This window comes from Marinobacterium rhizophilum, from assembly GCF_024397915.1.
GTDB lineage: Bacteria > Pseudomonadota > Gammaproteobacteria > Pseudomonadales > Balneatricaceae > Marinobacterium_A > Marinobacterium_A rhizophilum_A.
Window position 1 is genome coordinate 2,420,006 of sequence record NZ_CP073347.1, and the last position, 22,870, is coordinate 2,442,875.

At 60.5% G+C, this 22,870-nt stretch carries 20 protein-coding genes, 2 tRNA genes and 1 other RNA gene; 12 read left to right on the forward strand and 11 right to left on the reverse strand.

Annotated features, from left to right (window positions below):
• Positions 1-31 precede the first annotated feature (31 nt).
• The 3 genes from mraZ to rsmI form a co-directional block, all read right to left on the reverse strand.
• Positions 32-487, reverse strand: a complete 456-nt coding sequence (gene mraZ, locus KDW95_RS10935; protein WP_255856299.1) for a division/cell wall cluster transcriptional repressor MraZ — start codon at positions 485-487, stop codon at positions 32-34.
• A 288-nt stretch (positions 488-775) separates the two neighbouring features.
• Positions 776-1,127: RNase P RNA component class A (gene rnpB, locus KDW95_RS10940), an RNA gene on the reverse strand.
• Positions 1,128-1,199: 72 nt separating this feature from the next.
• On the reverse strand, positions 1,200-2,042 hold the full coding sequence (gene rsmI / locus KDW95_RS10945) for a 16S rRNA (cytidine(1402)-2'-O)-methyltransferase (protein ID WP_255856300.1): 843 nt from the start codon (positions 2,040-2,042) through the stop codon (positions 1,200-1,202).
• A 35-nt stretch (positions 2,043-2,077) separates the two neighbouring features.
• Here rsmI and KDW95_RS10950 point away from each other — a divergent pair, with 35 nt between their 5' ends.
• From KDW95_RS10950 to KDW95_RS10965, 4 genes are read left to right on the forward strand one after another with little or no spacing between them, the layout of a single operon-like run.
• A complete protein-coding gene (locus KDW95_RS10950) occupies positions 2,078-3,907 on the forward strand; it encodes a penicillin-binding protein activator (RefSeq protein ID WP_255856301.1) in 1,830 nt (609 codons plus the stop codon).
• The gene (locus tag KDW95_RS10955; RefSeq protein ID WP_255856302.1) at positions 3,907-4,266 is read left to right on the forward strand and encodes a YraN family protein; all 360 of its coding nucleotides are present in this window, start codon (positions 3,907-3,909) and stop codon (positions 4,264-4,266) included. The genes KDW95_RS10950 and KDW95_RS10955 overlap by 1 nt, the downstream gene beginning before the upstream one ends.
• A gap of 18 nt (positions 4,267-4,284) precedes the next feature.
• Entirely contained in the window at positions 4,285-4,872 is a 588-nt protein-coding gene (locus KDW95_RS10960; protein WP_255856303.1) for an SIS domain-containing protein, read from the forward strand.
• Between the two features lie 5 nt (positions 4,873-4,877).
• On the forward strand, positions 4,878-5,447 hold the full coding sequence (locus tag KDW95_RS10965; protein WP_255856304.1) for a BON domain-containing protein: 570 nt from the start codon (positions 4,878-4,880) through the stop codon (positions 5,445-5,447).
• Positions 5,448-5,519: 72 nt separating this feature from the next.
• On the opposite strand, the gene KDW95_RS10970 is transcribed toward KDW95_RS10965, so the two are convergent.
• The 8 genes from KDW95_RS10970 to zapE all read right to left on the reverse strand — a co-directional run bounded on the left by KDW95_RS10970 (position 5,520) and on the right by zapE (position 11,881).
• Complete coding sequence (locus KDW95_RS10970) at positions 5,520-5,969, reverse strand: ClpXP protease specificity-enhancing factor (RefSeq protein WP_255856305.1); 450 nt, start codon at positions 5,967-5,969, stop codon at positions 5,520-5,522.
• 181 nt (positions 5,970-6,150) lie between these two features.
• Entirely contained in the window at positions 6,151-6,783 is a 633-nt protein-coding gene (locus KDW95_RS10975) for a glutathione S-transferase N-terminal domain-containing protein (RefSeq protein WP_255856306.1), read from the reverse strand.
• Positions 6,784-6,870: 87 nt separating this feature from the next.
• Positions 6,871-7,635, reverse strand: a complete 765-nt coding sequence (locus KDW95_RS10980; RefSeq protein ID WP_255856307.1) for a cytochrome c1 — start codon at positions 7,633-7,635, stop codon at positions 6,871-6,873.
• A complete protein-coding gene (locus KDW95_RS10985; protein WP_255856308.1) occupies positions 7,635-8,885 on the reverse strand; it encodes a cytochrome b in 1,251 nt (416 codons plus the stop codon). The genes KDW95_RS10980 and KDW95_RS10985 overlap by 1 nt, the downstream gene beginning before the upstream one ends.
• Positions 8,885-9,481 carry a ubiquinol-cytochrome c reductase iron-sulfur subunit gene (gene petA / locus KDW95_RS10990; protein ID WP_255856309.1) on the reverse strand — a complete coding sequence of 199 codons (597 nt, stop codon included), beginning with the start codon at positions 9,479-9,481 and terminating at the stop codon, positions 8,885-8,887. The genes KDW95_RS10985 and petA overlap by 1 nt, the downstream gene beginning before the upstream one ends.
• A 260-nt stretch (positions 9,482-9,741) precedes the next feature.
• Positions 9,742-10,134 (reverse strand): 30S ribosomal protein S9, encoded by a 393-nt coding sequence (gene rpsI / locus KDW95_RS10995; RefSeq protein WP_255856310.1) that lies wholly within the window; start codon positions 10,132-10,134, stop codon positions 9,742-9,744.
• Positions 10,135-10,146: 12 nt separating this feature from the next.
• A complete protein-coding gene (gene rplM, locus KDW95_RS11000) occupies positions 10,147-10,575 on the reverse strand; it encodes a 50S ribosomal protein L13 (protein ID WP_254581794.1) in 429 nt (142 codons plus the stop codon).
• A gap of 202 nt (positions 10,576-10,777) precedes the next feature.
• Entirely contained in the window at positions 10,778-11,881 is a 1,104-nt protein-coding gene (zapE, locus tag KDW95_RS11005) for a cell division protein ZapE (protein ID WP_255856311.1), read from the reverse strand.
• A gap of 385 nt (positions 11,882-12,266) precedes the next feature.
• On the opposite strand from zapE, the gene KDW95_RS11010 reads away from it, so the two are divergent.
• From KDW95_RS11010 to KDW95_RS11045, 8 genes are all read left to right on the forward strand, one after another.
• Positions 12,267-12,623 (forward strand): hypothetical protein, encoded by a 357-nt coding sequence (locus KDW95_RS11010; protein WP_255856312.1) that lies wholly within the window; start codon positions 12,267-12,269, stop codon positions 12,621-12,623.
• 120 nt (positions 12,624-12,743) lie between these two features.
• Positions 12,744-12,820, forward strand: a tRNA-Pro gene (locus tag KDW95_RS11015).
• A gap of 80 nt (positions 12,821-12,900) precedes the next feature.
• Positions 12,901-12,977, forward strand: a tRNA-Pro gene (locus tag KDW95_RS11020).
• Positions 12,978-13,512: 535 nt separating this feature from the next.
• Complete coding sequence (locus tag KDW95_RS11025; protein WP_255856313.1) at positions 13,513-14,967, forward strand: circularly permuted type 2 ATP-grasp protein; 1,455 nt, start codon at positions 13,513-13,515, stop codon at positions 14,965-14,967.
• A complete protein-coding gene (locus tag KDW95_RS11030; protein ID WP_255856314.1) occupies positions 14,964-15,893 on the forward strand; it encodes an alpha-E domain-containing protein in 930 nt (309 codons plus the stop codon). Before KDW95_RS11025 ends, KDW95_RS11030 begins: the two co-directional genes overlap by 4 nt.
• Positions 15,894-15,901: 8 nt before the next feature.
• Positions 15,902-19,261 (forward strand): transglutaminase family protein, encoded by a 3,360-nt coding sequence (locus tag KDW95_RS11035; RefSeq protein WP_255856315.1) that lies wholly within the window; start codon positions 15,902-15,904, stop codon positions 19,259-19,261.
• 84 nt (positions 19,262-19,345) lie between these two features.
• Positions 19,346-21,919, forward strand: coding sequence for a circularly permuted type 2 ATP-grasp protein (locus KDW95_RS11040; protein WP_255856316.1), 2,574 nt, complete (start codon positions 19,346-19,348; stop codon positions 21,917-21,919).
• Positions 21,916-22,806 (forward strand): transglutaminase family protein, encoded by an 891-nt coding sequence (locus KDW95_RS11045; protein ID WP_255856501.1) that lies wholly within the window; start codon positions 21,916-21,918, stop codon positions 22,804-22,806. The genes KDW95_RS11040 and KDW95_RS11045 overlap by 4 nt, the downstream gene beginning before the upstream one ends.
• The last annotated feature ends 64 nt before the right edge of the window (positions 22,807-22,870 follow it).

Consider the following 22,870-nt stretch of genomic DNA (forward strand, 5'->3'; position numbering starts at 1 on the left):
CTCGACAACCTGTTTGCTGTACTCAATTGGCTTACAGTGACAGCGTCTGCAATTCATCCGGCAGCGCCATACCACCCTCTACGTCTTTCAGATACTGCTCGCGGGTCTCGTTCCAGAGATCCTCACTCCAGATCTCGAACTTGCGACCCTGCCCGAGCAATATCACCTTCTTGTCGAGCCCTGCATATTCGCGCAGCGGTGCAGTCAGCAGCAGCCGACCGCTGCCATCCATTTCCAGATCAGTGGCATGACCTATCAGCAGTCGCTGGATACGTCGCGCAGCCGGATTGAAACTCGGCAAGGCCTCGATCTTCTGCTGAATCTGCTCCCACTCGGGCAAGGGGTAAAGCAGCAGGCAGCGCTCCTCGGTATCAATGGTGGCAACCAGACAACCCTCGCACCCCGCCTGAATCTGCTGGCGATAGCGTGCCGGTATGGCCATGCGGCCCTTGGCATCGAGATTGATCGGATTCACACCACGAAACATGGAGTTTTCACCCTCTGCTTAGAGCACTTTTCACCACAAAATTCCCATAATTACCCACATCTGCCCACTTTACCCCACTTGCGCACACTATAGGAACTAACCACAGGCAATGCAAGGCAGCCGGAGTGGCACCTTCCATGGAGATAAGCGGACGCATCAGCTAATCTAAAGCCACTGACTGGGTGTCGGAAGTGGCTGGAAAATAACTGATATAGAAATCAGCTAATTAGGACAAAAACGCGGAAAAATCAGTAACGCAGAATGTGCTTGTTGCATGAGCAAATTAGTTGGATGAGCTCGCCTGTAAGCCGGGTTCTGTCGAGGACAGTCATTCATCTACGGTGCATGTCACCATACACCTTTAGCGACCTACCCGGACCCAGCGCGGGCCGCGCCTGATGGGTCCCTATTTGGTCTTGCTCCGAGTGGGGTTTACCGTGCCGTGGAATGTTGCCACCCACGCGGTGCGCTCTTACCGCACCCTTTCACCCTTACCGGCATCCGAAGATACTTAGGCGGTCTACTCTCTGTTGCACTGGCCGTCGGCTTGCGCCGCCCAGACGTTATCTGGCACTCCGCCCTGTGGAGCCCGGACTTTCCTCCCCTGCGCAAGCGCAGCGGCGACTGTCCGGCGAACTCATCCGGGCGCAAGAATACCAGCATCCACACAAAGCGCAAGCCAAGAGCGCAGGGCTTTTATCCACAGCCTGGCTCAGGCGTCACGGCGCTCCAGCGCCATCTGATACAGGAAGTTCTTTTTCAGACCGGTCAGCTTTGCCGCCAGCGCCGCGGCCTGCTTGATCGGCAGCTCCTCCAGCAGCACGTCAAGCACCCGCACCGCTTCGAGATTGACCACATCGTCAGACCGGGCCGGCGCCCCCTGCACCAGCACCACAAACTCACCCTTCTGCTGGTTGGCATCCGCACGCATCCACTCCAGCAGCTCCGCTACAGGTGCACCCTTGACGGTTTCGAAGGTCTTGGTCAGCTCCCGCGCGGCCACCACCATGCGCTCAGGCCCAAAGCAGGTCTGCATGTCTTCCAGCGACGCCAGAATTCGGTGGGTCGATTCGTAGAAGATCAGGGTCCGTTCCTCATGCGCCAGCGCGTCCAGCCGCTGGCGCCGCGCCAGGCTCTTGGCGGGCAGAAAACCCTCAAACACGAACCGGTCCGACGGCAGGCCCGCCGCGCACAGCGCGGTCACCAGCGCACTGCAGCCGGGTACCGGCACCACCCTGAAGCCAGCCTCGCGCACCGCCCGCACCAGCACAAAGCCCGGATCCGAAATCAGCGGCGTTCCGGCGTCGGAAATCAGCGCAACGCTTTCACCGGCAGACAGGCGCTCAACGATCTGCTCGATTCGCTGGCGTTCGTTGTGATCATGCACTGAAATCATGGGCGTTTTAATGTTAAAGTGCGCCATCAAACGTGCACTGTGACGGGTATCTTCCGCCGCGATCAGTGACACTGTCTGCAGCACCTCTATTGCACGCGCAGTCATGTCTGCGAGATTGCCTATGGGTGTTGCGACAACATACAGAACCGCTTCCGACATCGTGAATCCATCCGTCTTTTGGGGTGACAGAGTATATGACGAATCCGCTGCGCCTGTCTCTGACCGCCAGCCTGCTGGCCTTATTGCTTGTTGGCTGCAGTACGCCGACATCCAGAGCACCCGCACCCGCCGCCACGGCTATCGAACGCGAGCAGAACAGCATTGCCGCACTGCTCGAAGACGCCAGCCGTGCCCAGCCGATCCGCGCCGCCGAGCTGCGCGCGCAAGCCGCCCGCAAGCTGATCGCCATCGACCAGCGCGACCAGGCTATCGCCATGCTGGAACGCATCGACACCGCACTGCTGCCGCCGATCCTGCGCTTCGATATCGCCAAGCTCAAGGCGGGCACCGCCCTGGAACGTCAGGATAGCGGCCAGGCACTGCGCTACCTGGCCGAAATGCCCAGCAGCGACCCCCTCCCCACCGCCCAGGCCATTGAGCTGGGCGAGCTGCGCGCAGAGGCCTACCAGCAGCAGCAGGACAACCCGGGCGAACTGCGGGAACTGATCAAGGTGGCGCAACTGCGCCAGGACCCGGAGCTGCGCCAGGCACTGCACGAACGCATCTGGGCACTGCTGGGCGAGCTGCCCAGCGCCTCGCTGAACCGTCTGATCAGCGCCGGCGAGGCTTCCTATTACGAACAGGGCTGGTACGAGCTGGCCACCAGCCTGCGCAACAGCACAGACCTGGCGAGCCAGTACAGCCGACTCAACGCCTGGCGCACCCTCTGGCAATCCCACCCGGCACTGCAGCTTCCGCCCCAGGCCGTCGCCACCCTGTTCGATTCAGGCACCCTGCCCAGCCGCCGCATCGGCCTGCTGCTGCCCCAGAGCGGCCCCCTGGCCAAGGCCGCCAGCGCTATCAGCGACGGCTTTATGGCGGCCTACTACCAGGCCCAGCGCGAAGGCCAGCCAGTACCGGAAATCCAGCTGCTGGATTCAACCCAGGTCAGCACGCCGGAGCAGCTGCTCAACCTGACCCGCACCCTGCAACTGGACCTGGTGATCGGCCCGCTGGACAAGAATTACGTCAACCAGCTTGCCCTCGCCGACACCCTGCCGGTGCCGATCCTGGCACTGAACAACTCCAATATCCAGGCGCCGGACAACCTCTACCAACTGGGCCTTGCCGCCGAGGATGAAGCCGAAGCCGCTGCCCTGCGCGCCTGGCAGGACGGGAATCGCCGCATGCTGATGATGATTCCAGAAACCGACTGGGGCTCGCGCGTCGGCCAGGCCTTCGTGCACAAGTTCGAAAGCCTCGGCGGCCAGATCGTCGGTGCCGTCACCTTTGCCGAGCAGGCCGGCCTTGCCGACCAGGTGGTCTCGCTGCTGAATATCGACCTTAGCGAAGCCCGCACCCGGCGCGTGCGCCAGGTCGTTGGCAACCGCGTCCAGGCCGAGCGCCAGCCGCGCAACGATGCCGACGCCCTGTTCCTTAGCGCACTTCCCATAGACGCTCGCCAGATCAAGCCCCTGCTGGCCTTCAACTACGCGGACGAGCTGCCGGTCTATGCCACTTCACACCTGTACAACGGCAGCCCCAACAGCCTCAGCGATATTGACCTGAACGGCATCCAGTTCTGCGACCTGCCCTGGGTCATAGGCCCGCCAAGCACACTGAAACTCGCCATGAGCCAGCAGCGCGACGATACCGACACCCGCTTTGGCCGCCTCTACGCTCTGGGGGCCGACGCCTTCACGCTGCACCCCTACCTGGAGCAGCTGCGGGCCAGCCCCCAGGCACGCATCAGCGGCGAAACCGGCCAGCTCTACCTGACCGCAGGCTCGCGCATCGCCAGGGATCTGCCTTGGGCCCGGTTCGACAATGGCGTCCCCCGCCTGCTGACACCGACGAGCAACTGATGGACAGGCGCGCCAGCGGGCAGCTCGCCGAAGATCAGGCCCTGCACTGGCTGGAACAGCAGGGCCTGTCACTGCTGACGCGCAATTACCGCTGCCGCCTCGGCGAAATCGACCTCATCATGCAGCATGCCGAATGCCTGGTGTTCGTCGAGGTGCGCAAGCGCAGCCCTCGCAGCCTGGCCAGCGCCGCCGCTTCGGTCGACGGCCGCAAGCAGCAAAAAATCATCCTTACCGCCAACCATTACCTGAGCCAGTACCCGCAGCGGGCCAGCCAGCCGTGTCGCTTTGATGTGATTGCACTCGAATCGAATTCACCGACGGCCACCCCGCTATGGTATAAAGACGCCTTCAGGCCCTGAGATCGGAAACACCGCTGAATGGAACTCGAAGACCGCATTGTCAGCCAGTTTCACAGCTCGATGGATATCAATGCCCATACCATCGAGCACTACACCCCCATGATCGCCCAAGCCGGCGAACAGCTGCTGCATTGCCTGGTAAATGAAAGCAAGATCCTGTGCGTCGGCAATGGCGGCTCGGCCGCATTGGCGCAGCACTTCAGCGCCCTGCTGCTGAACCGCTATCGTCACGAGCGCCCGGGACTGCCCGCGCTCGCCCTGTCCGCCGACAGCGCCACCCTGACCGCCATCAGCGAAGACAGCGGCTTTAGCGATATCTACTCCAAGCAGATCCGCGCCTTCGGCCAGCCGGGCGATGTGCTGCTGGTGATATCGACCCACGGCCGCGCCAACAACCTGGTACAGGCCATCCAGGCGGCCCACGACCGGGAAATGAGCGTGATTGCGCTAACCGGCTACGATGGCGGCAATACCACGGCACTTTTACGCCCCGATGAGATCGAAATCTGCGTTCCGTCCGACGACGACGTACTGATACACGATGCCCACCTGCTGGTGCTGCATTGCCTGTGCGATCTAATCGACTACCAACTGTTTGGAGCCTGACACCAATGAAGACACTGTTTATTGCCGCAAGCCTGACCAGCCTGGTCGTTTTGAGCGGCTGCTCATCACTGATCAGCGCAACCCGCGAAGCCCCCATCCAGGAAGACAAGGGACACCGGACACTCGGCAATTACCTGGAAGACGAAGTGATCGAGACCAAGACCCTCGTCAATATCAACAAGGGCTCGGTCGGCCTGCGCAACGCCCATGTGGGCGCCACCAGCTACAACGGCCTGGTATTGCTCACAGGCCAGGTACCCAGCGCCGCCGCCCGGGACGAAGCCGAGCGCATTGCCAGCCAGATTCGCGAAGTGCGCAAGGTACACAATGAACTGGAAATTGCCGGCCCGACGTCCGGCATCGTACGCAGCAATGACGCCTACCTGACCAGCCGCGTCAAACTGCAGCTACTGGCGGAGCGCAACATCAATGGCGGCCGCATCAAGGTTGTTACCGAGAACAGCACGGTCTACCTGATGGGACTGGTGAGCCAGAAGGAAGCGGACATCGCGGTCCGCCTGGTACGCACCATTACCGGCGTGCAGAAAATCGTCAAGGCTTTCGAGTACATCTGATGCGCCCGGGCAGGCCGCACCTGGCGCCACCTGCCCGCCACCCGCTGCGCAGCTCAGGCAGCGCGCTCAGGATTACTTCACAACCTTGAGGCTGGGGCGCCCCGGTTTCGGCCTCTTGGGTGCAGGCGACTCAGCCGCCGCTTCGCCCTTTTCAGCCTCCCCGGCAGGCTCTTCTGCCGGTACCGGCTGCAGCTGCTCGTAACAGTCCGCCCCCGGCTCCATGCCAAACCCCATCCCCATGGCGTTTTCCTTGGCAAAGATTGCCATCAGCGCCGCATAGGGCACCCGCACCTGCATCGGCACACCGCCAAAGCGGGCGCTGAAAAAAATCTCGTCCTCCCCCATATGAAAATCACGCACCGCCGAGGGCAGCACGTTCAGCACGATCTGCCCGTCCTGCACGAACTGGCGCGGCACCACCACATGGGGCGCATCCGCATCTACCACCAGGTGGGGCGTGCAGTCATTGTCGAGAATCCACTCATACAGGGCACGGGCAATATAGGGACGACTTGGGTTCATCACATTCTCTCCTGCGGCACCACCGCGCTTGCGCGCCATGACACCCGCTTTCAGCTATTCATACAACAGCGCCCACAAGGACCCGGAATGGCGCAGACGTCAGCCCAGCGCCCACAAAAAAGGGACGGAGTCGCCTCCATCCCTTGATTCAATCCCAGCGCGGCGAAAGGCTTACAATCTCTTAGTCACGCATCTCGCGCTCAGCTTCCGACAGGCTCTCCTGGAAGGCTTCACGCTCAAAAATGCGCTTCATGTAACGCACCAGCATCTTGCACTGCGCTTCCGGCAGCTCGATACCCATGGCAGGCAGGCGCCACAACAGCGGTGCCAGGCAGCAATCGACCAGGGAAAACTCTTCGTTCATGAAGAAGTCCTTTTCCCCGAAGATCGGAGAAATGGCGACCAGGCCGTCGCGCAGCTCCTTGCGGCAACGCTCGATCTCGGCCGCATCAGCCTTGCCCGCCAGAATCGTATCCGCCAGACCGCACCAGTCGTGCTGGATGCGGTACATGTACAGGCGGCTCTCGGCACGCGCCACCGGATAAACCGGCAACAGCGGCGGATGCGGAAAACGCTCATCGAGGTATTCCATCATCACATTCGGCTCATACAACACCAGCTCCCGATCCAGCAGGGTCGGCAGACTGTTGTAGGGATTCAGTGACGACAAATCCTCGGGCAAGTCATTTTCGGCGCAGTCGACGATATCGACTGCAACCCCTTTTTCCGCCAGCACGATACGCACGCGGTGGCTGTAATGGTCTGCACCATTGGAAAAAAAGGTCATGGAAGAACGCTTAGCCACTACGCCCATCGGATAGTCCCCGTCAGTCTTCATTTAAATAGTAAATGCGGCCCGATCCTTCAGGCCGCATCAGATCGTTGCTCGAACACCCGAACCTTAGTGTACGTCTTTCCAGTACTCTTTCTTCAGCGCAAATGCGAACAGGAAGAAAATGAACAGGAAGATAAGTACCTTGGTACCCAGGCGCTCGGATTCAAGACGGTACGGCTCACCCATGTAAACCAGGAAGTTCGTCAGGTCGTACACCGTCCTGTCAAACTCTTCCACCGACTGGCTACCCGCCTTCTCGACCGTGAGACAGCTGGACATGCGGGTGTTGGTCAGCGGATCAATCTCACCGGATGCCCCGTGAGCAGACTCCTGCGCCGTGCAGTGATTCACCTGCAGACCCTGCAGGTCTTCCAGCACGTTGGGCATGCCAACGTCCTTGAACACCACGTTGTTCACACCCCAGGGGCGCGACTCATCCTTGTAGAAGCTGCGCAGGTAGGTGTAGATCCACTCCGGGCCGCGCAGGCGCGCTTCCAGGGACAGATCCGGCGGCGGGTTACCAAACCAGTTCGCCGCATCACCCTTGTCCATGGCAATCTTCATCTGCTCGCCAATCTTCTGGCCACCCATCAGCAGGTACTCTTCTACCAGCTCGTTCGGGATATCCAGATCGTTGGCCGCACGCTCGAAACGCTGGTAGTCCGCCGAATGACAGCCCATGCAGCGATCAACAAAGGTGCCCATACCCCGCTGCAGGGACGCGTTATTCTCAAGGTCAACCTCGATAGCGTCGAGATGCACAGAGCCCGTCGCGGCCTGAACCGATACCGGCAGCAGGACCATCATCAATGCAATCAGATACTTTTTCATTAGCCTGTAACCCTTTCCGGAACCGGTTTAGTGCTCTCCATCCTGGTGTAGATCGGCATCAGAAAGAAATACGCGAAATACAGCGCAGTACAGATCTGGGACACCAGCGTACGGGTCGGGTTGGATGCAACCACGCCCAGGTAACCCAGGATCACGAAGCTGATTACGAAAACCGCCAGCATCACCTTGCTGATCATGCCCTTGTAACGCATGGACTTGACCGGACTGCGGTCCAGCCAGGGCATGACGAACAGGATCGCAATGGCACCACCCATGACCACGACACCCGGGAACTGGGAACCGGCGATAGGCGGAATGGCACGCAACATGGCGTAAAAGGGCGTGAAGTACCAAACCGGCGCAATATGCTCAGGCGTCTTCAGCGGGTTCGCCGGCTCAAAGTTCGGCGCCTCAATAAAGTAGCCGCCGCCTTCCGGGAAGAAGAAGACCACAATACTGAACACGAACAGGAACACCACGACACCAACAATATCCTTGACGGTGTAGTACGGGTGGAACGGGATGCCGTCACGCGGAACACCGTTTTCATCCTTGTTGGCCTTGATCTCGATACCATCGGGGTTGTTCGAACCCACTTCGTGCAGCGCGATGATGTGCAGCACAACCAGTGCCAGCAACACGATCGGCAGCGCAATAACGTGCAGCGAGAAGAAGCGTGTCAGGGTGATACCCGATATCAGATAGTCACCACGAATCCACAGTGACAGGTCTTCACCGATAATCGGCACGGCAGAGAACAGGGATACGATAACCTGCGCCCCCCAATAGGACATCTGCCCCCAGGGCAGCAGGTAACCCATGAAGGCTTCCGCCATCAGCGCCAGGTAAATGGCCATGCCGAACAGCCACACCAGCTCACGGGGCTTGCGGTAGGAGCCGTACATGATTCCGCGGAACATGTGCAGGTAGACCACCACGAAGAATGCCGAGGCGCCGGTGGAATGCATGTAACGCAGCAGCCAGCCAAACTCAACATCGCGCATGATGTATTCAACAGACGCGAAAGCCCCTTCCGCCGACGGGTTGTAGCTCATGGTCAGCCAGATGCCGGTAAGGATCTGGTTAACCAGAACCAGCATCGCCAGCGAGCCGAAGAAATACCAGAAGTTGAAGTTCTTCGGTGCGTAATATTTGGAGAGGTGATCTTCCCACATCTGCGTGGCGGGAAAACGATCGTCGATCCAGCGCATCAAACCGCTTTCGGCCTTGCTCTTGTTCGGATTAGCCATTATGCAGTCTCCTGATCTACGCCGACGACGATAATGTTATCGTCTTCGTACATGTGGGGAGGAATGACAAGGTTCTGCGGTGCCGGGGAGCCCTTGAGTACGCGACCAGAGAGATCGAAACGCGAACCGTGGCACGGGCAGTAGAATCCACCCACCCAGTCGGCGCCCAGATCTTCCGGCGCCAGTTCCGGACGGTAGGTCGGAGAACAGCCAAGGTGCGTACAGATACCGACAAGAACGGAAATATCCGGGCGCAGGGAGCGGTTTGAATCACCCGGAATATAGTCCGGCTGCTGCGGGTTTACCGAGTCGGGGTCGATCAGACGCGCCGACAGCCCTTGCAGATTGCTCAGCGCCTCTTCACCGCGCCGCACAATCCATACCGGCTTGCCGCGCCACTTAACAACCATCTGCTGACCCGCTTCCAGCTTGCTGATATCCGCACGTACCGGAGCACCTGCCGAACGCGCCTTGGCACTGGGCATCCAGGAGGCCACGAACGGAACGGCAACGCCTGCTGCGCCGACAGCCCCGACCGCAGAGGTCGCGCCGACCAGCAGTCGACGCCGCCCCTTGTTCACGCCGTCATTACTCATTAACTCTCTCCCCTTGTTCAATCTGTCATTTAACGCCCGCAAGAACGCAAATAACCCGATCGCTCAACTAAAAACCATCAAATAACGGATTTTTAAAATGGCCCAAATGGTAATGAAATTACCCTTCGCTTACAAGGACATTGGTGGGCTAATACCCTGACATCCCTGTGACTTTTGACCTGACCCAAATAAAAAAACGCCCAAGCCAAAAGGCTTGAGCGTTTTCTTTGCCACAGTCTTCGACCGAAGCCGAAAGCGAATTAACGCTTGGAGAACTGAGGACGCTTACGGGCTTTGCGCAGGCCGACTTTCTTACGCTCAACCATGCGAGAGTCGCGGGTTACGAAACCAGCGCTACGCAGTGACGGGCGCAGAGTTTCGTCATATTCCATCAGTGCACGGGTGATACCGTGACGGATAGCGCCCGCCTGGCCGAAACCACCGCCACCGGCGACAGTAACGAAAACGTCGAATTTTTCGACAGAATCGGTCAGTTCCAGCGGCTGACGCACGATCATGCGTGCAGTTTCGCGACCGAAGTAGTTTTCGATCGTGCGGTCATTGATAGTGATAACACCTGTACCCGGACGCAGGAAGACGCGAGCAGTAGAGGTTTTACGACGGCCGGTACCGTAATACTGAGTAGTGGACATAGTCTGCCTTCCTTAAATGTTCAGTTCTTTGGGCTGCTGAGCCTGGTGCGGATGTTCGGTGCCAGCGTAAACTTTCAGCTTGCTGTGCATGGCACGACCCAGAGGACCCTTGGGCAGCATACCCTTGACCGCGATCTCAAGAACCCGCTCCGGGTGAGAGTCGATCATTATCTGGAAAGAAGCTTCGCGCAGACCGCCCGGGTAACCGGTGTGACGGTAGTAGATCTTGTCTTTGCGCTTATTGCCGGTAACACCGATCTTCTCGGCGTTAACAACAACGATGTAATCGCCAGTATCAACGTGCGGAGTAAATTCCGGCTTGTGCTTGCCGCGCAGGCGACGTGCAATTTCAGTAGCCAGACGACCCAGGGTTTTACCCTCGGCGTCAACAACGTACCAGTCGCGTTTTACTTCGGCTGGTTTAGCAACAAAAGTCTTCATCTGTATATTGCCTTCATTTAACTCAGTTCTCGCCACACATTTCAGATGCGCCACCGAACTGACTTATAATTCTTGGTTGTCGCCGGAGTAGCCCGACCACAACAGTAACAACCCATGGAAATGGGTGGCGCGCATTATAGACAACCCAGGGCGCGAATGCGATAGCCAAAGCGCAGTTTTCGTACCCGAAAGCTCAAATTTTTCAGGCCCGGTGCGCCCGCGCCAGATACTCATGGGACTGCATCTCCAGCAGACGGCTCTGGGTGCGCTGAATCTCGAACTCCAGCCGGCCTTCGGTGTAGATCTCATGGATGGGCGCCGCCGCCGACAAGATCAGCTTGACGCCACTGTCGTAGAACTCATCCACCATATTGATAAAGCGGCGCGCGGCATCATCGTTGCTGCGCCCCAGCTGCGGCACATTGGACACCAGCACCGCATGGTACAGCTTGGCCAGCTCAATATAGTCGTTCTGCGAGCGCGGCCCCAGGCACAGGTCGGCAAAGTCGAACCAGACGACATCTTCGCAGCAGCGGCGCGAACGAATGCCGCGGCCATTCACCTGCAGCACTTCCCCCTCCACAACCTCCACCAGATCCGGTGCCAGCGACTCGAAGCTGGTATTGAGGCTCTCGTCGGCCCGGGCATCCAGCGGACAGTGGTAGAGCTCGGCCTGCTCCAGCGCCCGCAGACGGTAGTCGATACCGCCATCCACGTTCACCACTTCGGTGTATTTGTTCAGCAGTGCAATGGCGGGCATAAAACGCGCACGCTGCAAGCCATCCTTATAGAGACCGTCCGGCACGATATTCGATGTCGCCACCAGGGACACGCCGTTGGCAAACAGCTGCTCCAGCAAGCTGCCGAGGATCATGGCATCGGCGATGTCGGAGACGAAAAACTCGTCGAAACAGATAATGCGGGTTTCCTGCGCGTAGCGCCGGGCGATTTCCACCAGCGGGTTCTTTTCGCCTCCCAGCGTCTTGAGATCCTGATGTACGCGCTGCATGAAACGATGGAAGTGGGTGCGCGTCTTCTGCTCGAATGGCAGGCTGTCGTAGAAGGTGTCCATCAGGTAGGTCTTGCCCCGACCGACACCGCCCCAGAAATAGAGCCCGCGCAGCGGCTCCTTGGGCGCCTTTTTCCAGCCACTGGCCAGGCGCTGCATCAGGCCGGGCTTTGGCGGCGGCGCTGCAACCAGCTCGTCAAACAGGCGCTGCAAATGCTTGACGGCCATTTCCTGCGCCGGATCATAGGAAAAGTCGTCCCGCTCGAGATCTTGCTTGTAGCGTCCTAACGGAGTCATACCGGCCCCAGCCCCTGCCATCGGTTCGTCGATCAAAAAAGTGCCGGCACTTTACCTAGCTGAACCGGCTTTAGCAATCGCAGCATGGGAACCGGCAGTAACAGCAACCCGCACCTGACGACGCCCGCCCCCGACCGAGCCCGGCAGCCCCTACAGGATCCGGCAAGCAAAACGGGGGGGCCGATTGCACGCATGGCACTGCCGGCCTAGCTGCCCTGCATGCGATGGCGCCGCCACCATGCAACAGGCCTTCGGCCGGGCGCCGAACAGGGACGCTAGCGCGCCTGGCACGTGCCGGCTTTCGGGTGGGTTATCGACGCATGATCAATGCCCAGGCTGCGCTATACTGACAGCGCCATCCCAAGCTGCTGATCGGAGTTACTGAATGAAAAGGACTTTCCCGCTTTTTGTCCTGCTGTTACTCAGCGCCACCCAGGTCTGGGCCGAAGAACCCGCCAGCGAACAAAGCCTCAAGGATGGCATCTACGCCGCCTGCTTTCGCCTCAATATCGAAGCCAAGAATACCTACAAGCGTATCGTGGCCAACGACAAGCGCAGCCTGACCATCAGCCAGGATCATCGCAGCGGTCAAATAAGCGTCGAGGAAGCCCTGACCGAAGCCGAGCAGATCCTCAAGCAACAACGCCTCGCCTATGACCACCTGGCCAATGTACTGGTTGCGACCGACCGCCTGGCATGCCCGGAAACCGCCAACCGACTCGGTGAAGTTGAAATGCAATAGCACGGGCTGATCCTGCTAAGCGCTTGTTTTGCAAAACGCCCTTGACATCATCTGAGCCAGGATTATAATTCGCGCCCTGTTCACGGCAGTTTGTCGCAAGACCTGCCATGGGCACTGGTTCGGGATATAGCTCAGCCTGGTAGAGCACTGTCTTCGGGAGGCAGGGGTCGTAGGTTCAAATCCTGTTATCCCGACCAAACTTTCCCGCTTCAACAACTGCATGCAGTTGGGTCTTCGGACCACCGCAGCTTCGGTTGCACTGGCAAGTCAGATACGTCGGGGTATAGCTCAGCCTGGTAGAGCACTGTCTTCGGGAGGCAGGGGTCGTAGGTTCAAATCCTGTTACCCCGACCAAATCTGACAAAGCAACATCCCTCCAAGCTCCAAACATCAAACGCGCAAAGCCAAATGCCTCAAGGCAGTTTCCTGCCTGATCCTGCGGATAAAGCCGTACAGGTTTGCGTGCCCGCAGCCGCATGAACAGCGTTCCTCCGCGCCAAACCCCATGCTACCCGCCACCAGCCCCGGACACAGAGCGCCAGCTATTGTAAAGCCCTACAGCGCCGCACTGAAAACCTCTATCGCCGATACAACGGCTCCCCCTCCCCCAAAAACCACTGAATTATCAGCGCTTCTTCGCAACAACAGGTACGCCCTGGCGGCGCGACTGCTACACTTTAGCGGCTAAATCGCGCGCCAGTTCGCCCTTGCAGTCCGAATTATGGCCTGCTAATTGCTTAATGAACGGTATTCAGGCACCGAGACGCAACTTTTCGACAGACCTCCCGGTCAGGCATCACCAATAAGGGTCACCATGCCCCTGAATGGATCAAGAAATGCCCCACTTTGGTGAGTTGAATGCAACAGGGATCAGCAGAAGGCTTATGTCATGAGTATCGATTGGAAGCAGTATGACAGTGGTGGTTTTTTCGACGAACTGATCAGTTCCCCCGGTAACGCCCGGGCGCCAGCACGCAAGCTGGCCAACTACCTCGGCAGTCTTGATGCCGACGAACTCGAAAAGCGCCGCCTTATGGCCGAGGCGACCATCCAGGAAATGGGGGTCAGCTTTACCGTATACACCGAGGAAGGCAATATCGACCGGGCCTGGCCCTTTGACCTGATACCCCGCACCATTTCCCGCAAGCAGTGGGACAAGACCGCGGCCGGGTTGAAACAGCGCCTGCGTGCCCTGAACCTCTTTATCAATGACCTGTACCATGACCAGAACGTTATCAGGGACGGTATCATTCCCCGCCACCTGATCGAAAACTCCGTCAATTTCCGCCCGGAGTGCGTCGGCGTATCGCCCCCCCACGGGGTTTGGGCCCATATCTGCGGCACCGATCTGGTGCGTGACGGCGATGGCGAGTTTTACGTGCTGGAAGACAACCTGCGGGTCCCCTCCGGTGTGTCCTACATGCTGGAGAACCGGGCCATCACCAAGCGCGTGCTGCCCGAACTGTTCGAAAACGACAACATCATGCCGATCGATGACTACCCGGCCCAGCTGTTCGACACCCTGGCCGCGCTGTCGCCGCGCAAGGTCAAGCAGCCCGAGATCGTGGTACTGACCCCCGGCATCTTCAACTCGGCCTATTTCGAGCACGCCTTCCTGGCCCAGCAGATGGGTGCCGAACTGGTGGAAGGCAGCGACCTGGTGGTGAGCGATGACGACAAGGTCTTTATGCGCACCATCGACGGCCTGACCCGGGTGGATGTGATCTACCGCCGCATCGACGACCTCTTCCTGGATCCGGAAGTCTTTGAAAAGGACTCGGTTCTGGGCGTGCCGGGCCTGATGCGTGCCTGGAAAAAGGGCAACGTTGCCCTGGCCAACGCGCCGGGCGCAGGCGTTGCCGACGACAAGGTCATCTATGCCTATGTCCCGCAGCTCATCAAGTACTACCTGGATGAAGAGCCACTGCTGCGCAACGTCCAGACCTACCTGTGCGAGAACGACAAGGATCGTGCCTATGTGCTGGAGAACCTCGACAAGCTGGTGGTCAAGCCGGCCAACGAGTCCGGTGGCTACGGCATGCTGGTCGGCCCGCATTCAACCAAGAAGGATCAGGCAAAGTTTGCCGAGCTGATAAAGTCCAACCCGCGCAACTACATTGCCCAGCCGACCCTGGCACTGTCGACAGCCCCGACCCTGGTGGACAACAACAGGCTGGAGCCCCGCCATCTCGACCTGCGACCCTTCATCCTGCAAGGCAAGGATACCTATGTCACCACCGGCGGCCTGACGCGGGTTGCCATGAGAAAAGGCTCCCTGGTGGTCAACTCATCCCAGGGTGGCGGTAGCAAGGACACCTGGATCGTCGATACGGAGGTGAAATGATGCTGTCCCGCGTAGCTGAAAGGATTTACTGGGCGGCACGCTATCTCGAGCGTGTCGAAAACACCGCACGCCTGGTCAGCGTCTATGACAACCTGCTGTTCGACCTGCCCCGCAGCGTCAATATCGGCTGGTTCAACCTGGTCATCATCAACAGTGGCACCGAGCTGTTTTTCGAGCGTTACAAGGTGCAGGATGAGCGCAACGTGGTGAAATTCACCCTGGCCGACGACACCAACCCCAGTTCCATGCTGTCGTCCCTGACGATGCTGCGCGAGAACATCCGCACGGCCCGCGATGTGCTGCCGGCCGAAGCCTGGGAGCTGGTCAACGAACTGCTGCTGTTCGCCGGCAACAATATCCAGCAGGGCATCAATCGCAACGGTCGTCATGCCTTCCTCAACGGCATTATCGAAGGCTGCCAGGGCATCAATGGCCTGCTGCTTGGCACCATGAGCCGCGATGCCGCCTGGCACTTCATGCGCCTGGGCTGCAACCTGGAGCGCGCCGACATGACCACCCGCCTGCTGGATGCCGGCGCCGCCGTACTGCAACTGTCCGACGACAACGACACCGCCAACCTGTCCCAGATTGTGTGGGGCAACGTGCTGCGCTCCGGCAGTGCCTACATGGCCTACCGTCGTACCATGCGTACCGCCGTCAACGGCACCGACGTGGCGCGCTTTCTGCTGTGCGACGAGCAGTTCCCGCGCTCCGTCAGCTATTGCCTGGATCAGGTCAGCTCCGCCACCGCCAGGCTGCCCACCGCCGGCAAACCGCACCCGTCCATCAAGCCCAAGCTGCCGAAATATGACCTCAAGGATGGCTGCTGTCTGAACGCCGACTTTCGTGACTACCTGAACGACCAGCAGCTCGTGCTGGCCGAGACCCACAACAACATCTCCAGCAACTGGTTCGCTCACGCTTAGGGGTCAAGATGACTATTCGCACCAAGATTCACCACCTGACGCGCTACAGGTTCGACCGTCATGTCAATCTGGCCCCCCATGTGCTGCGCCTGCGCCCGGCCGCGCACTCCAGGACCCAGATTCACAGCTACTCGCTCAAGGTCACGCCGGAAAACCACTTTATCAACTGGCAGCAGGACCCCTTCGGCAATTTTCTGGCCCGGCTGGTCTTCCCGGAAAAAACCACGGAGCTGAGCATCGAGGTCGAAGTCATCGCCGACATGACGGTGATCAACCCGTTTGATTTCTTCGTCGAGAAATACGCCGAACACTTCCCGTTCGAGTACGACGAAAGTCAGCAGAAGGAACTGGCGCCCTACCTGGAGTGCACCGAGCCCGACAGCCCGCTGCTGCAGGAATGGGTGGCCTCGGTGTCACGCGAGAAAACGCCGATCAACGACTTCATGGTGGCGCTCAACCAGCGCCTGCAACAGGAAATCGATTACGGTCTGCGTTTTGAAGCCGGCATCCAGAGTTGCCAGGAAACCCTGGAACTGAAAAAGGGCTCGTGCCGTGACACCGCCTGGCTGATGGTGCAGATCCTGCGCAGCCTCGGGCTGGCCGCACGCTTTGCGTCCGGCTACCTGATCCAGCTGAGCTCGGACGTCAAGTCCCTCGATGGCCCCAGCGGCCCGGAAGCCGATTTCACCGACCTGCACGCCTGGTGCGAAATCTACATCCCCGGTGCCGGCTGGATCGGACTGGACCCCACCTCGGGCCTGATGACCGGCGAAGGCCATATCCCGCTGGCCTGTACTCCGGATCCGGCCTCTGCCGCCCCCATTAGCGGCGCCATGGACGAATGTGAGGTCGAGTTCGAGTACAGCAACAAGGTCTACCGCATCCATGAAGACCCCCGCGTCACCAAGCCCTATGCCGAGCACCAGTGGCAGGAAATTCTTGCCCTGGGTGATGCCGTAGACGCGGACCTCGATGCGCTGGATGTGCGCCTCACCATGGGTGGCGAACCGACCTTTGTCTCCATCGACGACATGGAGTCCGCCCAGTGGAACACCGATGCGCTGGGCGCCGACAAGCTGCGCCTGGCCAAAACCCTGCTGCTGCGCCTGCGCGACCGCTTTGCCCCCGGCGCCGTACTGCACTATGGACAGGGTAAATGGTACCCCGGCGAGGAGACGCCGCGCTGGGCGCTGGGCTGCTTCTGGCGCCAGGATGGCGAAGCCCTGTGGCACAACCCCAAGCTGCTGGCCCGGGTCGACCAGGACCTGGGGCACAAGCTAGAAGACGCCGAGCGCTTTATCGGCCGCCTGTGCGCCAAGCTTGAGGTCTCCGACAAGCACATACACCCCGCCTACGAGGACGCGCTCCATTACCTCGACAGGGAACAGCAACTGCCGGCCAACCTGGACCCGCTCAAGGCCGACCTTGCGGACGGCCTTGAGCGCCAGCGCCTGGCCAGGCTGCTGCAACGCGGCCTCAATACACCCAGCGGCTATGTACTGCCGCTGGGGCGGGACGAGCTGGGTTCACACTGGCGCAGCTGCAGCTGGGAGCTGCGGCGTGGCGCCCTGGTACTGATCCCCGGTGATGCCCCGCTGGGCTTTCGTCTGCCGCTGAACTCCCTGCCCTGGGTCAGCAAGGAAGAACGGGAGATCGAGCCCGATCCCGACCCCTTCGCCGAACACCCGCCGCTCAAAAGCACGGTGTACGACATCAACCGCTTTGCCCATGGCACGACCCAGTCTGCCATGAAGCCCGAGCCCGACAGCCGCAAGGCCGGCGCAGCCGCCAGCCAGGTACTGCATACGGCACTGTGCATCGAAGCCCGCAACGGCCGCCTGCACCTGTTCCTGCCGCCCATCAGGCAGCTGGAATCCTACGTGCTGCTGATCAGCGCCATTGAGCATACTGCGGCTGAGCTCGAATTGCCGGTGGTGCTGGAGGGCTACGAGCCCCCCAAGGACTCGCGCCTGCTGCGCCTGCTGGTGACACCGGATCCCGGCGTTATCGAGGTCAATATTCACCCGGCCAACAACTGGCGTGAACTGACCGACAACATGATCACCCTCTATGAGGAGGCACACCAGTCGCGCCTCGGTACCGAGTCTTTCATGGTGGACGGCCGTCACAGCGGCACCGGCGGCGGCAACCACATCACCCTGGGCGGCGCCAAGCCCGAAGACAGCCCGCTGCTGCGCCGACCCGACCTGCTGCGCAGCCTGGTCACCTACTGGCAGCACCACCCCAGCCTTTCATACCTGTTCTCCGGCATGTTTATCGGCCCCACCAGCCAGGCCCCGCGGGTTGACGAGGGCCGCGACGAGGCACTGTATGAACTGGAAATTGCCTTCGAGCAGATGCCCGAGGGCCTGGTCGACCAGCCCTGGCTGATCGACCGCCTGATGCGCAACCTGCTGGTCGACATCACCGGTAACACCCACCGCTCGGAGTTCTGTATCGACAAGCTCTACGCCCCCGGCAGCGCTACCGGGCGTCTGGGGATACTGGAGTTCCGCGGTTTCGAAATGCCGCCCCACCCGCGCATGGCATTGGTTCAGGCATTGCTGCTGCGGTCACTGCTGGTGCGTTTCTGGAAGGAGCCCTACCACAAGCCACTGGTGCGCTGGGGCACGGCACTGCATGATCGTTTCATGCTGCCGCACTATTGCTGGGCCGATGTGCAGGATGTGGTGAAGGACCTGCAGCAGCATGGCTGCCCGTTCCAGCTGTCCTGGCTGGCGCCGTTCGAAGAGTTCCGCTACCCGCACTACGGTCGCGTGAATATCGACGATATCAAGCTGGAGCTGCGCTGGGCCATCGAACCCTGGCATGTACTGGGCGAGGAAATCAGCAGTTTTGGCACCTCCCGCTATGTCGACTCATCGCTGGAGCGGCTGCAGGTCAAGGTCAGCGGTCTGACCGAAGGGCGCTATGTGCTGGCCTGCAATGGCCGCCGCGTACCGCTGCGCAACACCGGGCGTCAGGGCGAGTATGTCGCCGGCGTGCGTTATCGAGCCTGGCAACCGCCCTCTGCGCTGCATCCCACCATCGGGGTGCATGCTCCGCTGGTGTTCGACCTGATCGATACCTGGAACGGTCAGTCCATCGGCGGCTGTACCTACCACGTGCGCCACCCGGGCGGTCGCAGCTACGACAGCTTCCCGGTCAACGCGTTCGAAGCCGAGGCGCGGCGTGTAAACCGTTTCTGGGAATTCGGCCACACTCCAGGCCCGCTGGATCCCCAGTCGCAGTTCGACGCCATTCGTGATTTCTTCCCTCACCGCAAAGCACCGCACCCGATGGCGCCGCCGCCGGAGGAGCCCAGCAACGAGTATCCCCATACCCTGGATTTGCGCCGCCAGCCATAAGGAGAGCACGGCGGTTTCCCGGTCTCGGGTATACTATGCTGCACTTTCCCGACAAACACTCGCGACGAGACAGGGTCACGCCGAATGAGCTTTTCCCAACAGCAACAGTCAGACCAGGGTTCACCCCTGGTCTACCCGCGCCCGCCGGGGCTCATGGATGAGGTTTACACACCCGATGGCAGCATGCGCAGCCATTGGGAGTACTTACTGGACAGCCTGAATGTCCTGGGCACTGAAGCCCTGAATGAGCGCCAGCGCAAGGCAGAGCGCATCTTGCGCGATGATGGCGCAACCTACACCCTTTCCAGCGCAACCCTGGCCAGCCACACCTGGGGACTGGACCCCATTCCGCTGCTGATCGGCAGCGAAGAATGGAGCCAGATCGAGACCGGCCTGAGCGAACGTGCCGAACTGCTTGACCTGCTGCTCAAGGACCTTTACGGGCCCCGCGAGCTGCTGCGCAGCGGCATACTGCCGGCGGAACTCATCTACAGCCACAGCGGCTTTCTGCGCCCCTGCCAGGATATCAAGCTCAAGGGCGGCAACCAGCTGATCCTGCATAGCGCCGACATGATTCGCGGCGCCGACGGCAATATGGTCATCATCGGCGACCGTACCCAGACCCCCAGCGGCGCAGGCTACGCGCTGGAAAACCGCACCGTGATGCGCCGCGTCTTCCCAAGCCTGTTCCGCGACAGCCATGTACACCGACTGTCACTGTTCTTTACCACCCTGCGCCATACCCTGACCCGGCTGGCACCGCCTGCCAACCTGTCCGGCGGCGAACTGCCCAGCATCGTCATCCTGACCCCCGGCGCCTACAGCGAGACCTACTTCGAACATACTTACCTGGCCAACTATCTCGGCTACCCGCTGGTACAGGGCGGCGACCTGACGGTACGCAATGGCTATGTGTGGATGAAGTCCCTCGACGGCCTGACCCGGGTGGATGTCATTCTGCGCCGCGTGGACGACAACTACTGTGACCCGGTGGAGCTCAAGAGCGATTCCCGCCTGGGCGTGCCCGGCCTGCTCGAAGTGGTACGCTCGGGCCGGGTCGTGGTGACCAACCCCATGGGCAGCAGCGTGCTGGAAAATACCGCGCTGATGAAATACATGCCCCAGATCAGCCAGTTCTTTCTCGGCCACGAGTTGCAACTGGCCTCGGTCACGACCTACTGGTGTGGCGCTGCCGACGACCTGGCCCACGTACTGGCCAATATCGACAAGCTGGTCATCAAGCGCTGCGCCCGCCGCGCCGGTGAATTCAGCGTGTTTGGCTGCGACCTGTCCGCCAGCGAGCGCCAGGAGCTGACGCAACGCATTCGGCTGAACCCCATGCACTACACGGCGCAGGAATACGTCGCGCCCTCGTCGGCGCCGAGCTGGCACCAGGGCGCGCTGCAGTCCCGCCCTGCGGTGCTGCGCAGTTTCTCGGTCGCCGGCGAAGGCTCCTATTCGGTGATGCCAGGCGGCATGACCCGGGTCGGTGTCGACAGTGACAGCCGCCTGATTTCCAACCAGATTGGTTCCCTCAGCAAGGACACCTGGGTGCTGGCTTCCGAGCCTGAAAAGCAGCTGACGCTGCAGCCGGGCCCGGGCGCAAGCCTCAGCCAGATTCATCAGTACACCACCCTGCCCAGTCGCATGGTGGAAAACCTGTTCTGGATGGGACGCTACTCCGAACGTGCCGACGCCGCCATCCGCGTGCTGCGCACCGTTTTTGTCCAGCTCAACAGCGCAGTGATTCTGCCCAAGGGCGCCGAGAGGCTGCTGCTCAGGGCCGTTTCCGAAGTCACCCTGACGCTGCCCGGCTTCACCCGCGACAACCTGGAGCTCCTGCGCAAGCCCGAACCCGAGCTGCTGTCAGTGATCAGTGATGCGCAGCGCACCGGCAGCGTCAAGGCATCGCTGATTGCCATGCTCAATTGCGCCGAAGAGGTCAAGGAGCTGCTGTCCGCTGATATTCAGCGCATTATCAACGACATACGCGATGAGTTGAACGGCCTGGAAAACGCCGTCACCAAGGGTATGGCCTCGGCGCCGGAAGAAACCCTCGACCCGCTGATCTCGGCCCTGCTGGCCCTCAGCGGGCTCTATCAGGACAGCATGTTCCGCGGCCTTGGCTGGCGCTTTTTGCAGATCGGGCGCCGGCTGGAAAAGGCCCAGCAGATTGCCTCTCTGTTGCGTCACCTGCTGGTGCCGGTCAATGTGGACCCGAGCGAACCGCTGGCGCTGGAATCGGCACTGCTGTCCACCGAAGCACTCAACACCTATCGGCGCCGCTTCCGGGCCGAAACCAATATTGTCAGTGGCCTGGGCCTGCTGCTGATTGACCGCAGCAACCCGCGTTCGCTGATCTACCAGCTCGACAAACTGTTCAAGGATCTGAGCGAGCTGCCCAGCCGCAGCAAGGGGCCGGAGCTGCCCCACACCCAGCGCCTGGTGCTGGAAATTTCCGCGGCGGTGCGGCTAGCGGATATGCGCACCCTGGCCGTCGTGGACGAAAAACTGCAGAGCCGCGTCCAGCTCGACAAACTGCTCAAGCAGGTACAGCTGCGCCTGAACGAAACCGCCGTGGCGGTGAGTGAAGACTTCTTCGATCACACCGGCGGCCCACAGCAGCTGGTGAATACCGGATGGAATGGCGAACTATGATCTACCGCATCCGACACCTGACCGAGTACGAATACCAGCACCCGGTCAGCCTGTGCTACAACCTGGCCCATTTGCAGCCGCGCAACACCAGCTACCAGAGCTGCCTGAGCAGCAAGCTGCAGATCAACCCGATGCCCGCCTACAGCCGCAAGCGCAAGGACTACTTCGGCAACAATGTGCTGCATTTCTCGATCGAGGAACCGCATAAAAAGCTGTCGGTGGAGATCACCAGCGACATTCGTATCGACGAGGGGCGCGCCAGTCCGGAGCTGGACCTGGATCTGGGCAGCACCTGCGCCCAGGCCCTGCAGGCATTGCACCAACAGCAGACAAAAGCCAACCTCGAGGCCCGGGAATTCGTACTCGACTCGCCGATGGTCCGGGTCATGGATGCGCTGCGCGATTACGCCGCGCCCTCCTTCACCGCCGACCGCCCGCTGCTCTCGGCCGCCCGCGAACTGACTCACCGCATCTTTACCGACTTCACCTACGACCCGGCCTTCACCACCGTGGCCACACCACTGTCGGATGTACTGGAGCATCGCCGTGGCGTCTGTCAGGATTTTGCCCACCTGGCCATCGGCTGCCTGCGGGCGCTGGGTTATCCGGCACGCTATGTCAGCGGTTACCTCGAAACCCTGCCTCCGCCGGGGCAGGTAAAACTGGTGGGCTCCGACGCCTCCCACGCCTGGTTCTCGCTCTATTCACCGGACGAGGGCTGGTTCGAGTTCGACCCGACCAACGACAACATGCCGGCCGAGCAGCACATCACCACCGCCTGGGGCCGGGACTACTCCGATGTGGCTCCGCTGCGCGGCGTACTCTTTGATGGCGGCAAACCCCAGCCGCCCCGGGTTGCGGTGGATGTTCAGCGCCTGGAAGCCTGAAATGAAAACGCTGCAAGGCCGCTGAAATCAGTATCGCGGCCACGCGGTTTTCTCCTAAAATGCG